At 38.5% G+C, this 13,619-nt stretch carries 11 protein-coding genes; 10 read left to right on the top strand and 1 reads right to left on the bottom strand.

The genetic code is table 11. The features are described from left to right. Nucleotides 1–118: 118 nt before the first annotated feature. Nucleotides 119–595, bottom strand: coding sequence for an RNA recognition motif domain-containing protein (locus V6256_RS13525; RefSeq protein ID WP_341598758.1), 477 nt, complete (start codon nucleotides 593–595; stop codon nucleotides 119–121). A gap of 579 nt (nucleotides 596–1,174) precedes the next feature. On the opposite strand from V6256_RS13525, the gene lepA reads away from it, so the two are divergent. From lepA to eno, 10 genes are all read left to right on the top strand, one after another. After that, the gene (lepA, locus tag V6256_RS13520) at nucleotides 1,175–2,971 is read left to right on the top strand and encodes a translation elongation factor 4 (protein WP_341598757.1); all 1,797 of its coding nucleotides are present in this window, start codon (nucleotides 1,175–1,177) and stop codon (nucleotides 2,969–2,971) included. A 162-nt stretch (nucleotides 2,972–3,133) separates the two neighbouring features. Continuing rightward, nucleotides 3,134–4,054, top strand: a complete 921-nt coding sequence (lepB, locus tag V6256_RS13515; RefSeq protein ID WP_341598756.1) for a signal peptidase I — start codon at nucleotides 3,134–3,136, stop codon at nucleotides 4,052–4,054. 2 nt (nucleotides 4,055–4,056) lie between these two features. Next, nucleotides 4,057–4,737: a ribonuclease III gene (gene rnc / locus V6256_RS13510; protein WP_424141068.1), complete on the top strand. Its 681-nt coding sequence runs from the start codon at nucleotides 4,057–4,059 to the stop codon at nucleotides 4,735–4,737. 70 nt (nucleotides 4,738–4,807) lie between these two features. Further along, nucleotides 4,808–5,710: a GTPase Era gene (era, locus tag V6256_RS13505; RefSeq protein ID WP_341598754.1), complete on the top strand. Its 903-nt coding sequence runs from the start codon at nucleotides 4,808–4,810 to the stop codon at nucleotides 5,708–5,710. Between the two features lie 34 nt (nucleotides 5,711–5,744). Then, nucleotides 5,745–6,446 (top strand): DNA repair protein RecO, encoded by a 702-nt coding sequence (gene recO, locus V6256_RS13500; RefSeq protein ID WP_341598753.1) that lies wholly within the window; start codon nucleotides 5,745–5,747, stop codon nucleotides 6,444–6,446. A gap of 20 nt (nucleotides 6,447–6,466) precedes the next feature. Continuing rightward, nucleotides 6,467–7,207, top strand: a complete 741-nt coding sequence (pdxJ, locus tag V6256_RS13495; RefSeq protein WP_341598752.1) for a pyridoxine 5'-phosphate synthase — start codon at nucleotides 6,467–6,469, stop codon at nucleotides 7,205–7,207. Nucleotides 7,208–7,486: 279 nt separating this feature from the next. Continuing rightward, complete coding sequence (mazG, locus tag V6256_RS13490; RefSeq protein WP_341598751.1) at nucleotides 7,487–8,299, top strand: nucleoside triphosphate pyrophosphohydrolase; 813 nt, start codon at nucleotides 7,487–7,489, stop codon at nucleotides 8,297–8,299. A 153-nt stretch (nucleotides 8,300–8,452) separates the two neighbouring features. Continuing rightward, nucleotides 8,453–10,006 (top strand): TerD family protein, encoded by a 1,554-nt coding sequence (locus tag V6256_RS13485; protein WP_341598750.1) that lies wholly within the window; start codon nucleotides 8,453–8,455, stop codon nucleotides 10,004–10,006. A 287-nt stretch (nucleotides 10,007–10,293) separates the two neighbouring features. Next, on the top strand, nucleotides 10,294–11,928 hold the full coding sequence (locus tag V6256_RS13480) for a CTP synthase (protein WP_341598749.1): 1,635 nt from the start codon (nucleotides 10,294–10,296) through the stop codon (nucleotides 11,926–11,928). 125 nt (nucleotides 11,929–12,053) lie between these two features. Beyond that, entirely contained in the window at nucleotides 12,054–13,352 is a 1,299-nt protein-coding gene (gene eno / locus V6256_RS13475; RefSeq protein ID WP_341598748.1) for a phosphopyruvate hydratase, read from the top strand. The last annotated feature ends 267 nt before the right edge of the window (nucleotides 13,353–13,619 follow it).

Here is a 13,619-nt window from a genome sequence, read left to right as displayed (position 1 = left end):
GTCATTTTTTCTGCGTAAAATTTAGATCACTTATTTAATATAATTGGTATAATGAAAAATGGGGATAAAAAATCCGAGGGCTGAGTGCAGCGCTCGGATTTTTATTTAAAAATGGGGGTTAAGCTGAAGGCTCACGTGGAACGCGTTCGTTTGCTTCACGTACTTTTAATGAGCGTTCTTGGAACTCTTGCTCGTTTAATGCGTTGATCGCATTGGCTGCATCTGCTTCTGGCATTTCAACAAATCCAAATCCACGACGTTTACCTGTGTGTTTGTCTTTCATTAATCGTACCGATACCACTTTACCGTGTTCTGAGAATAAAGTGCGGATCGCCATTTCGTTAGCGCGGTAAGGTAAGTTACCAACATAAAGTGTCGTTGTTGCAACGTCAGTAATGTCATTTGCAGGAGTGCTTGATGTTGCAGCTGCTGCAGTGTTTTTACTTAAACTTGCCATCTGAATGATAAAACCCGTTATTACCGCACCTACGGCAAATAAGATTGCACCGCTTACATTAATTGGTGCGAAAGTAAGTACAATTGCACCAATAATAGCAACTGCAACAGAAAGCAACACAGGAGTGTTTGATTTCATAATTAAATAACCTCAAAAAATAATAGAAAAAGAAATAGAACCGTGAGTAACAGTTTACATTGTAGAACGTCACTCATGACGCTTTTGAGAAGAGTGGCTTTATCCTTGCCATCATCAATCCATTAAAAGCTGCGTCCATTGTATGACAAAAAGAAGGGGGAGCGTTAATAGATTGCTAAATGTTACTAAAACTTATCTAGGAAAAGTTAAAAGTGTGAGCTGAAACACTTGGTTTGTGTCTGTTTTATGGCCAATTAATGTCTTTTTTTTGAACTTTTGTGAGGTCTGTGGAATATCAAATGCTCTATCAATCCCTTAATTTCGCTATTAAGAGGGCGTATTTGATTGTATTGAAAAGTGTTTAAAGATAGCGATTGAAATAGAAATTAGCTAGAATGCACGGCAATTAATGTGCTGAAATGAAGCATATTACAATCAGACAATAAAATTAGGTGTGAAAGCGATATAGAAAGTCTCACTAACAGATGTTAAATCGCTAAGATAAAGAGATTATTAATAAGCTAATAGTCGGTATCTCACTCGCCTAGATAAGTCACTAATAAGGTATTTATAGTATTCATGAAAAATATTCGTAACTTTTCAATCATCGCCCATATCGACCATGGTAAATCTACCCTGTCAGATCGTTTAATCAGCACTTGTGGTGGGTTAAGCGAACGAGAAATGGCCGCGCAAGTAACTGACTCTATGGATATCGAGCGTGAGCGTGGTATTACCATCAAGGCGCAAAGTGTTACCTTAGATTATAAAGCGCAAGACGGTGAAACTTACCAATTAAACTTCATTGATACACCTGGACACGTTGACTTCTCTTATGAAGTATCACGTTCATTAGCTGCCTGTGAAGGTGCGTTATTAGTGGTTGATGCAGGACAAGGCGTTGAAGCTCAAACATTAGCAAACTGTTACACCGCTTTAGATATGGAGCTAGAAGTTGTTCCTATCTTAAACAAAATTGATTTACCGGCAGCAGAACCAGAGCGTGTTGCTGAAGAGATTGAAGACATCGTTGGGATTGATGCAACGGAAGCTGTTCGTTGTTCTGCTAAAACAGGGATTGGTATTGACCTTGTTTTAGAAGAGATTGTGAAAATGATCCCGCCACCAGAAGGTAATCTTGATGCACCACTTCAAGCACTAATTATTGATTCATGGTTTGATAATTACCAAGGCGTAGTGTCATTGGTGCGTATTAAGCACGGTCAAATTAAAGTCGGCGATAAAATGAAAGTAATGACTACTGGTCAAGTTCATTTAGTGACTAAAGTGGGTTACTTTACGCCTAAGCAAAAAGAAACAGGTATCTTAAAAGCCGGTGAAGTCGGTTATGTTATTTCTGGTATTAAAGATATTTTAGGCGCACCAGTAGGTGATACTTTAACTTTAGCTGATAACCCATCTCCAGAAGTATTACCTGGATTTAAACGTGTTCAACCACAGGTTTATGCTGGTTTATTCCCAGTAAGTTCTGATGATTACGAAAACTTCCGTGATGCGTTAGGTAAGTTAAGTATTAATGATGCGTCGTTATTGTATGAGCCAGAAAACTCATCTGCTTTAGGTTTTGGTTTCCGTTGTGGTTTCCTAGGTCTATTGCACATGGAAATCATTCAAGAGCGTTTAGAGCGTGAATATGACATTGATTTAATTACTACTGCGCCAACGGTAATCTATGAAGTAGAAAAGAATGACGGTGAAATCCAATATGTGGATAGCCCAGCTAAATTGCCAGCGACTAATGATATTAGTGAAATTCGTGAGCCGATTGCAGAATGTAATATTCTGGTACCGCAAGACTACCTAGGTAATGTTATTACCTTGTGTATCAACAAGCGTGGTGTACAAACTAAGATGGCTTATCATGGTAATCAAGTTGCATTAACTTATGAAATCCCAATGGGCGAAGTGGTTATGGATCTCTTTGACCGCTTGAAATCGACCAGTCGTGGTTATGCATCACTTGAGTATAACTTTGTTCGCTATGAACCGTCTGACATGGTGCGTGTAGATGTACTTATTAATAGTGACCGTGTTGATGCCTTAGCCTTAATCACACACCGTGATAACGCTGAAAGCTATGGCCGTGACTTAGTGGAAAAAATGAAAGAGCTGATCCCTCGTCAGATGTTTAACATTGCTATTCAAGCGGCGATTGGTAGTAAAATTATTGCGCGTTCAACGGTTAAGCAATTAACTAAAAACGTATTAGCAAAATGTTACGGTGGTGATATTAGCCGTAAGAAAAAACTGTTGAAGAAACAGAAAGAAGGTAAGAAACGTATGAAGTCTGTGGGTAATGTTGATGTTCCTCAAGAGGCTTTCTTAGCGGTACTGCATATCGGTAAAGATAAGTAGTTTTTAGTGTGTGATGACTTACTGATTGTTAACTCTGTAAGCAAAGTAAGCAACACTTAAGTGAAATGCGTTGATCATCTAATCAACGCATTTTGTATTTTAAACGAGTCATATTAGTTACCAAAATAATTAATCTGATTTATACAATTGATAGGAAAAATAATGGCAAATACATTTGCATTAATATTAGTGATTTTAACCTTGGTCACTGGGGTTATCTGGGTTATTGATAAGATAAAGTGGGCTAAAAAACGTAAAAAAGCCTATGCAGATTTACAAGCTCAATCAGCGGTTAAGTTAGACGATAAAGCATTAGCTAAAATGTACCCTGAAAACCCAATCATTGAGAATGCACGCGGCCTTTTCCCTGTTATTGCAGTGGTATTTGTGCTTCGTTCGTTTATCTATGAACCTTTTCAAATCCCATCGGGTTCGATGATGCCAACGCTGTTAGTAGGTGATTTCATCTTAGTAGAGAAATTCTCTTACGGTATTAAAGAGCCTGTTTGGCAAAACACATTAATTCCAACAAGCCATCCAAAACGTGGTGATGTAGCGGTATTTAAATACCCAGAAGATCCACGTATTGATTACATCAAGCGTGTTGTCGGTTTACCGGGCGATCGTATTGTTTATAAAGATAAGCATCTATACTTAGTGCCTGCTTGTGGTGAAGCTGAGTGTGGCGATTACCAAGCATTAGACATGAGCTTTATTGGTGAGAAAGACTTTAAACACGAAAGTAATACAGTAAAAGTTTACTCTGAAGTATTGGGGGATGTTGAGCATCAACTATTGATTAACCCACTAAGAAGAGAGCAAGTTCAAGCGTATTATCAACAACAAGATGTGGCAACTTATCAGTATGAATGGGTTGTACCTGAAGGACATTATTTCATGATGGGTGATAATCGTGATAATAGCCGAGATAGCCGTTACTGGGGATTTGTACCAGAGCGTAACTTAGTCGGTAAAGCAGTAGCGAAATGGATCAGCTTTGATTTTGATCGTAAAGAAAGTGACTTATTACCAACTTGGGTACCAAGTAACATACGTTTTGAGCGTATAGGAGCTATCCAATGAAGATGATCGACGATGAATTAAAACGTTTAGAAAAACGTATTGGTTATCAATTTTCTGATTTCTCTTTATTAAAGCAAGCATTAACACACCGCAGTGCATTGGGTGCGCATAATGAGCGTTTAGAGTTTTTAGGGGATTCGATTTTAAGTTTTGCTATTTCTACGGACTTATATAAACGTTTTCCAAAAGTGGATGAAGGTGATTTAAGCCGTATGCGTGCGACCTTAGTTTGCGGTAAAATGTTATCGGAAATAGGCCGTGAGTTTGTCTTAAGTGATTGTTTGATCTTAGGCCCTGGTGAGCTTAAAAGTGGCGGCTTCCGTCGCGACTCTATCATCGCTGATGGTGTTGAAGCGATTATTGGAGCTGTCTTTTTAGATTCAGACATTGATACCGTTAATAAACTGGTATTAAGCTGGTTTGCTAGCCGTTTAACAAGTATTAAGCCTGGCATTAATCAGAAAGACCCTAAAACCCGTTTGCAGGAACATTTACAATCACGTAAGCAGGCTTTACCTGTTTACGAAGTATTAGATGTAAAAGGCGAAGCACATAACCAACAATTTACAATGAGTTGTAAAATTGACGGAATGGAAGCGATGCAGGGTAAAGGTACTAGCCGCCGTAAAGCGGAACAAATAGCAGCACAAAATATGCTAACAGCTTTGCTAGGTGACCAATAATGTTACTTGCCAATGCTTTTTATTTTCCACTCATTTTAACCTTAACTTTGATCTATTTAGGAGCTAAATAATGACTCAAAAATGTGGCTTAGTCGCAATCGTCGGGCGTCCTAATGTAGGCAAGTCGACACTTATCAATGCTTTACTTGGACAAAAAGTAAGTATTACATCACGTAAAGCGCAAACAACGCGTCACCGTATTTTAGGTATTGATACCGATGGTGATTACCAAACTATCTTTGTTGATACGCCGGGGTTACACATTGAAGAAAAGCGCGCAATTAACCGCTTAATGAACCGTGCTGCTTCTAGTTCAATTAATGATGTTGAAATGGTGGTATTTGTTGTAGAAGGGACAAACTGGAATGACGATGATGAAATGGTATTAAAAAAACTAACTCATCAAAAATGTCCGGTTATTTTAGCGGTTAATAAAATTGATAATGTTGAAGATAAAGAGCTGTTATTGCCACATCTTCAAAAATTAGGTGAGCGTTTTAATTTTGCACATATTTTACCTATGTCAGCTAAGTCAGGCGATAATGTAGAGAAAATAAGACAATGGGCAAAAGATATTTTACCTGAGTCAGAATTCTACTTCCCTGATGATTATATTACCGATCGCTCTTCACGTTTTATGGCGTCTGAAATTGTACGTGAAAAACTAATGCGCTTTTTAGGTGATGAATTACCTTACTCTGTAACCGTTGAAATTGAACAGTTTAAGCAGAAAGCCAATGGCGTATTACATATCAATGCACTTATTTTGGTGGAGCGTGATGGCCAAAAGCGCATGGTAATTGGTAACAAAGGTGAGAAGCTAAAAGCCATTGGTAAACAAGCTCGAATCGATATGGAAGAGTTATTTGACTCAAAAGTTTTCCTAGAGATTTGGGTTAAAGTTAAATCTGGTTGGGCTGACGATGACCGAGCATTACGCTCATTGGGTTATGGCGATGATTATAACGGTTAATTACACGTTACAATTTCGCAAATAAGGGTTTTGAATGTCGATTGAGTGCCACAATGCGTTTATTTTACATCGACGCCCCTACGGTGAAACAAGTCAACTCGTTGATTTGTTTTGCCAAGATATTGGTAAAGTTAGCCTGGTTTTCAAAGGTGGGCGAAGCAGTACTCGCATGAAGCGTGGTATGGCTCAGCCTTTTACTTTATTATTGGCCAGCTACTTTGGCCGAGGTAATTTAAAAACCGTTAAATCCTTAGAAGCACAAACTCAAGTGGTTCCTTTACATGGACAACGTTTATACATCGCTATGTATATTAATGAGTTGTTATATCGCTTATTGCAGGCAGAAACAGCCTGTGATGGATTGTTTGAATGTTATCAACGTACTTTAATTAGTATTGCTCGCGACCAAGACCCACAAAAATCACTACGCTTATTCGAGCTAACATTACTAGAAACATTAGGTTATGGCGTTAACTTTGAACGTGATGTGTATAGCGAACAATTGATCGAGCCTGGCTTCCAATACCAATATCAACAACAGTTAGGTTTTTTTGCTAAGCAAGCGATTTGTAAGCCTGAACAGGTTTATGATGGAGAAGATATTATTAATTTATCCCAACGAAATTTAGACAGTGAAGCGACGTTAAAAATGGCAAAACGTTTTTGTCGTCAGGCACTCGCTAATTTATTAGGTGATAAGCCGTTGCATAGTCGTTCATTATTTACGACTAAATAAAATAAAAACAAGGAAAGAACATGAGCAAGATTTTATTAGGTGTGAATATTGACCACGTTGCTACACTTCGTAATGCACGTGGCACATGTTATCCAGAACCAGCACACTTAGCCGCAGTTGCCGAAACATCAGGTGCAGATGGTATTACTATTCACCTACGTGAAGATCGCCGTCATATTCATGACCGTGATGTTGCTGTATTAGCGCAAACATTACAAACACGTATGAACTTAGAAATGGCTGTGACTGATGAAATGGTTGAAATAGCGTTAAAAACTAAGCCAACCTTTGTTTGTTTAGTACCAGAAAAGCGTGAAGAGTTAACCACAGAGGGCGGTTTAGATGTTGTCGGTAACTACGATAAAATTGCTGATGCTGTGAGCCGTTTAAATGCCGCTAATATTAAAGTGAGCTTATTTATTGACCCAGAAGCAGCACAAATTGATGCTGCTGTAAAAATGAAAGCCGCTTATGTTGAATTACATACTGGCCAATATGCAGATGCTGAAACAGATCAGGTTGAAGCTGAGCAGTTAGCGCGTGTAGCTAAAGCTGCAACTTATGGTCATCAAGCTGGTATTAAAGTGAATGCAGGCCACGGTTTGAATTACCATAATGTTAAGCCAATTGCTGCATTACCGGAAATTGAAGAGTTAAATATCGGTCATGCGATTGTTGCACGTGCATTGGTCGATGGTTTTTCAGTAGCGGTGAGTGAAATGAAACGTTTAATGATTGAAGGGCGCAATCACATTCTATAACTCGCTCTTATTGCTCAAAACGCGTTAATGATATGATCAGTTAACGCGTTTTTACGTTATACTTTCCTCTCAATTTATATCTCTTACCTTTAATGACAATACAGGTATTTGTCTCACTTAAAACAGTTAGGTGACTTTAATAAGGTATCCAGTTTTACTCACCCATGACAAACCTTAGATAGTCCTGTTTTAATTGATTTTTGATAAAACTTTGCATCGGCCCAAGCGAGCATTTATGATTCCTGCATAAATCTAACTTTAGCTCTTTGGGAATTTTTCATGTCAGCAAATTTAACGCAATTACTTTCTATTATGCAGCAGCTTCGTACGCCGGAAACAGGGTGTCCTTGGGATCTCAAACAAACCTTCGATAGTGTGGTACCACATACAATAGAGGAAGCTTATGAAGTGGCTGATGCGATTGCGAATAAAGACTTTGATGACTTAAAAGGTGAGTTAGGAGATCTATTATTTCAGGTCGTTTTTTATGCACAAATGGCCAAAGAACAAGGGTTATTTGAGTTTGATGACATCTTAGCGGTATTAAATGAGAAATTGATTCGTCGTCATCCTCATGTTTTTTCTAATTCTGACTTAAAAACGGATGCTGAAATTAATGCGAACTGGGAGGCGGAAAAAGAGAAAGAGCGTCAGAAAAAAGCTCAGTCTCAAAATAAACAAGAAAGTGTTTTAGATAATATCCCATTGGCGTTACCCGCTTTAACCCGTGCTTATAAAATTCAAAAACGTGCTGCGAGTGTTGGCTTTGATTGGGCTGAGTTGGAGCCTGTTGTCGCTAAAATTCACGAAGAAATTGATGAAGTGCTGGTGGAAGTTAAACGCACAGATTTAGATGAAGTTGAGCAAAAAGAACGTATTGTTGATGAGCTAGGTGATTTGTTATTTGCTAACGTTAATCTTATTCGTCACCTTAAGGCAAACCCAGAGCAAGTATTAACCCAAGCAAATAGTAAGTTTTCGTCTCGCTTTAAACGTGTTGAAGCGCATGTCAGATCACTTGGTAAAGAAATGGGTGATTGCACTTTGAACGAGTTAGATGCGATTTGGAATGAGATTAAGCATAATAAATAATGCTTTTTAAAAAGAGATTTATTTTATTTTAAGGTCAAAATTTGATACTAATAGGGAATCAATTTTTAGCTCAGTTTAATAGGGTATCTCTTATTTTTATCTATTAAAATTGTGCTTTGCCCCCATGTTGTTCTCATTGAGAAGTAAATATTTATGAAGTTAGTTGTAGGCCAAAATATACCCATTGAAAATGTCGCTGTAGCAGAGGTTGATTTTGCGTGGCGTAGTTTAAAAAGTGATTTGAATCTTACCATTCATGCACTTGCTTTTAGCAATGGTGAGCCGGCATCTCAAACTAAACTTGATATTAACAATATCATACTGCCTGATGCAGTAGAGCAAGATGCAACTGGGCGACACTTTTCAATTGATTTTGCAAAGGTGCCGTCACAGGTTGACCGTATTGCTTTTTATGGTTTTCTCCCTGAACTGAGTCGCTATTCATTAGCACAAACCGATGCTTTTGAGATCCGAGTTAATGAAACAAAAGTAGGGCGTATTGCCACTATGGCAGTCGATGCCTTTACTGAAACAGATAAAAGTGTGCTGTTATGTGAGTTCTACTTACGTAAAGGTGTTTGGAAATTAGCCTATAAATTACAAGCAGTGAAATCGACGGTTAAAGAGGTACTGACACAACTTGGCTTCTCCATTGAACAAGCCGCTGTGCCTGAACAGACTATCTCGAGCAATGAACAAACTAAAGATGCTCAGGATAAAGTAGAAGAAGCGATGTTTCTTGATAATGTTGAGCTTAAAAAAGGCCAAAACTTATCACTTGGAAAGCACTTTCAACACTGTACTGCTATTACCTGTGCCCTGACTGTAGTACCTAAACTAGATGACCTTGCGTTAAATGTTATTGCCATTAATCGTGATAATAAAGTTAACAATATTAAGGACTTCTTGTATCAAGAAAATAAGGTGTTACGGGGTGATGGTGTTAAGGTTTCTGAGCGTGATGTATTAATTAATTTGGATTTAATTCCAGAGGATATCACTAAGGTACAATTGTTAGTGACGCGACGCTCTAGTGCGAAGCGGATCAGCAGTGCAGATTTTATTGAAATTGCATTAACCAATACCTTCACAGGTCAAAAGATAGCAAAGTATATCTCTGAAACAAACGATAAAAATTATAATACCATGGTGCTGTTAAATTTATATCGAGGTAATAATGGTTGGACAATTCGTGCGGTAGGCCAAGGGTTTTCTCAAGGACTAGACAAGATTGGCGAGCGTTATCATTTTTCTCCACCTAAATTAAGACAGAATCACAGAGAACCGATACAGCAAATTGATATTAATGATTTGCATGCAGACCGTTCGGACTTCATTGAAAAATATAAAAAAATGCAGTCACTTTCTTATTGGATAATGGGGATTGCAGCTTTGTTAGTGGTGCTGACCTTTAGCAGAGTGTTATTTTTGCCGTTAGCTTGTATTTTAGCAGGGGCGGGCTGGTACCTTTTTCAGCGAGCTTCTAAAGCATTGCGTTCGGTTGAGCATGAAAAGTTTGAACGAGTTGTATTGAAATTAATTAAAGCTAACAACTATAAGCTTACCGCATTTGAAGTCGCAACGACCTGCCAAGTCACCATTGAAAACGCAACACAAGTATTAGATGAGCTGTGTAGCAAAGGGTTAGGTAATACTGCTGTGAATAGAGAAGGCGGTATTTATTATGACTTTTCTACTCTAAAATAACCCTTTCATTAAGTTCTAACCTGTTCCCCTAAGGCTTAATCAGTATTAATAAACGATACTGGTTGAGTCTTTAGTAAATAATGCTTATAAAAGATTGTTGAAAATAAGTGTGCTTGCTATACTGCATTCCCATCTAAATGTTCAAATTTCTTCATACTTATAAACGCTGTCACACATTACATAATTATACTTTACTTATTTTATGAGTTGAGTCTTGTTGTTGTGGTTTTTTATTGGTTGTTGAAATAGGTTCTCTTTTTCTTATTCTTTAATGGGTCAGGGTTATTATGACAACAAAATATGTATTCGTAACCGGCGGGGTTGTTTCTTCGCTTGGTAAAGGTATTGCCGCAGGTTCTTTGGCTGCAATTTTAGAAGCGCGTGGTTTAAACGTAACGATTCTAAAACTTGACCCATATATTAACGTCGATCCGGGTACAATGAGCCCAATTCAGCACGGTGAAGTATTCGTGACTGACGATGGTGCAGAAACGGATCTTGACTTAGGTCACTATGAGCGTTTCATTCGTACCAAGATGACTAAACGTAATAACTTTACGACAGGTCGTATTTACTCTGACGTACTAGCAAAAGAACGTCGTGGTGATTACTTAGGCGCAACTATTCAAGTTATCCCGCATATCACTAATGAAATTCAAGCACGTGTTGTCGCGGGCGGTGAAGGCTATGATGTTGCAATCGTTGAATTAGGTGGCACTGTTGGTGATATTGAATCACAGCCATTCCTTGAAGCGATTCGTCAATTAGGTTTAAAAGTAGGCCGTGATAATGCGATGTTTATGCATCTAACGTTATTACCTTACCTAAAAACGGCTGGTGAAGTAAAAACTAAACCAACACAACACTCGGTAAAAGAGTTGCGCAGTTTAGGAATTCAACCTGATATTCTTGTTTGTCGTAGTGAAGTAAGCTTCCCTGCAAATGAGCGCGCTAAGATTGCATTATTCTGTAATGTTCAAGAAAAATCAGTTATCTCATTACGCGATGTTGATTCTATCTACAAAATTCCTGCATTATTAAAACAACAGGGTTTAGATCAAATTTGTGTTGAGCGTTTTGGTTTAGATTGTCCTGAAGCTGATTTAAGTGAATGGTCAAAGGTTGTTTCAGAAGAAGCAAATACAACCAGCGAAGTTGTTATTGGTATGGTTGGTAAGTACATTGAATTACCTGATGCTTATAAATCAGTGAATGAAGCCCTGAAACACGGCGGCTTGAAAAGTGCAGCGACGGTTAAAATTAAATACATCGACTCACAAGACGTTGAGATTAAAGGTTTATCACTACTTGAAGGTGTTGACGCTATCTTAATCCCTGGTGGATTTGGTGAGCGTGGTGTTGAAGGTAAAATCCTTGCAGCACAATATGCACGTGAAAATAAAATCCCTTACTTAGGTATTTGTTTGGGGATGCAAGTAGCATTAATTGAGTTTGCACGTAATGTTGCAGGCCTTAAAAATGCTCACTCTACAGAGTTTGATGAAAAATCTGAAAATCCAGTGGTTGGTTTAATTACTGAATGGATTGATAAATCAGGTGAAGTTGAACAACGTACTGAAGATTCTGACTTAGGCGGTACAATGCGTGTTGGTTCTCAGAAATGTCACTTAGCTGATAACTCTAAAGTACTAGAAATGTACGGCAGCAAAGAAATTTTTGAACGTCACCGTCATCGTTACGAAGTAAATAATAACTTATTACCGGCTATCAAAAAAGCGGGTTTATTAGTGACTGGATTATCTGAAGATAAAAAATTAGTGGAAATAATTGAGAATCCTAACCACCCTTGGTTCGTTGCTGCGCAATTCCATCCGGAGTTTACGTCAACACCTCGAGATGGTCATCCACTGTTTAAAGGGTTCATAAAAGCTGCGATAGATCATCAACAAGGTCGTTTTTAATAGTTTTTGTTGACCAGATCGCATTAGTTTGTTAAAAAATTAGCACATAAATAGTTGTTTGATCGAATACAACTAGTTGTAGATAGTTAATAAATATTTATTTTTACTAAAACAAAGGAAAAATCATGTCAAACATAGTTAAAGTACTTGGTCGTGAAATCATGGATTCACGTGGTAACCCAACTGTAGAAGCTGAAGTTCACTTAGCTGACGGTTCTATCGGTATGGCTGCTGCTCCATCTGGTGCATCTACTGGTTCTCGTGAAGCACTTGAATTACGTGACGGCGACAAAGCACGTTACCTAGGTAAAGGTGTACTTAAAGCTGTTGAAGCTGTTAACGGTCCAATTGCTGAAGCACTAGCTGGCAAAGATGCACTTGCACAAGCTGAGCTTGACCAAATCATGATCGACCTAGACGGAACAGAAAACAAAGCTAAATTTGGCGCAAACGCTATCCTAGCTGTTTCTCTAGCTGCTGCTAAAGCTGCTGCTGCTTCTAAGAAAGTACCTCTATACGCTCACATCGCTGACTTAAACGGTACTTCTGGTGTTTACTCTATGCCTCTTCCAATGATGAACATCATCAATGGTGGTGAGCACGCAGATAACTCTGTAGATATCCAAGAATTCATGATCCAACCTGTTGGCGCTGCTAACTTCCGTGAAGGTCTACGTATGGGTGCTGAAGTATTCCATAGCCTTGCTAAAGTACTTAAAGCTGACGGTCACTCAACAGCTGTTGGTGATGAAGGTGGTTTCGCTCCAAACCTTGCATCTAACGAAGCTGCACTTGCTGCAATCAAAGTTGCTGTTGCAAACGCTGGTTACGAGCTAGGTAAAGACATCACATTAGCGATGGACTGTGCTGCATCTGAGTTCTACGACAAAGAAGAAAACATCTACGACCTTAAAGGTGAAGGTAAAAAATTCACTTCTGAAGAATTCAACTACTTCCTTAAAGATCTTACTGAACAGTACCCAATCGTTTCTATCGAAGATGGTCTTGACGAGTCTGACTGGGATGGTTTCGCACACCAAACTAAATTACTAGGTGATAAAATTCAACTAGTTGGTGACGATCTATTCGTAACAAATACTAAGATTCTTAAACGTGGTATCGACAACGGTATTGCTAACTCAATCTTAATCAAGTTTAACCAAATCGGTTCTTTAACTGAAACTTTAGCTGCAATCAAAATGGCTAAAGACGCTGGTTTCACTGCTGTTATCTCTCACCGTTCTGGTGAAACTGAAGATGCAACTATCGCTGACTTAGCTGTTGGTACTGCTGCTGGCCAAATCAAAACTGGTTCATTAAGCCGTTCTGACCGTGTTGCTAAGTACAACCAACTTCTACGTATCGAAGAAGCTTTAGGTGATGCAGCACCGTACAATGGTCTTAAAGAAGTTAAAGGTCAGTAATTTGACTGGTGCTTAGCACCTCTATAGCTTCAGTCTTAAAGAAGTTAAAGGTCAGTAATTCTTTTAATAGAATGTGATTTTTAAATCTTAGATTGCTAAATCCTCAACTCAGGTTGGGGATTTTTTTTGACTTTTTTGGGATAAAGAGCATTAAGCCGTTCAAACCGTATTGCTGCTCTTTATTAACTACGGGCAACCAACTTCTACGTTTAGAAGAAGCTTTAGGTGATGCAGCACCGTACAATGGTCTTAAAGAAGTTAAAGGTC

The sequence above is a fragment of the Psychromonas aquatilis genome, assembly GCF_038155185.1.
GTDB lineage: Bacteria > Pseudomonadota > Gammaproteobacteria > Enterobacterales > Psychromonadaceae > Psychromonas > Psychromonas aquatilis.
The sequence above is the reverse complement of the archived record's forward strand: the minus strand, read 5'-3'. Positions and strand labels throughout refer to the sequence as shown.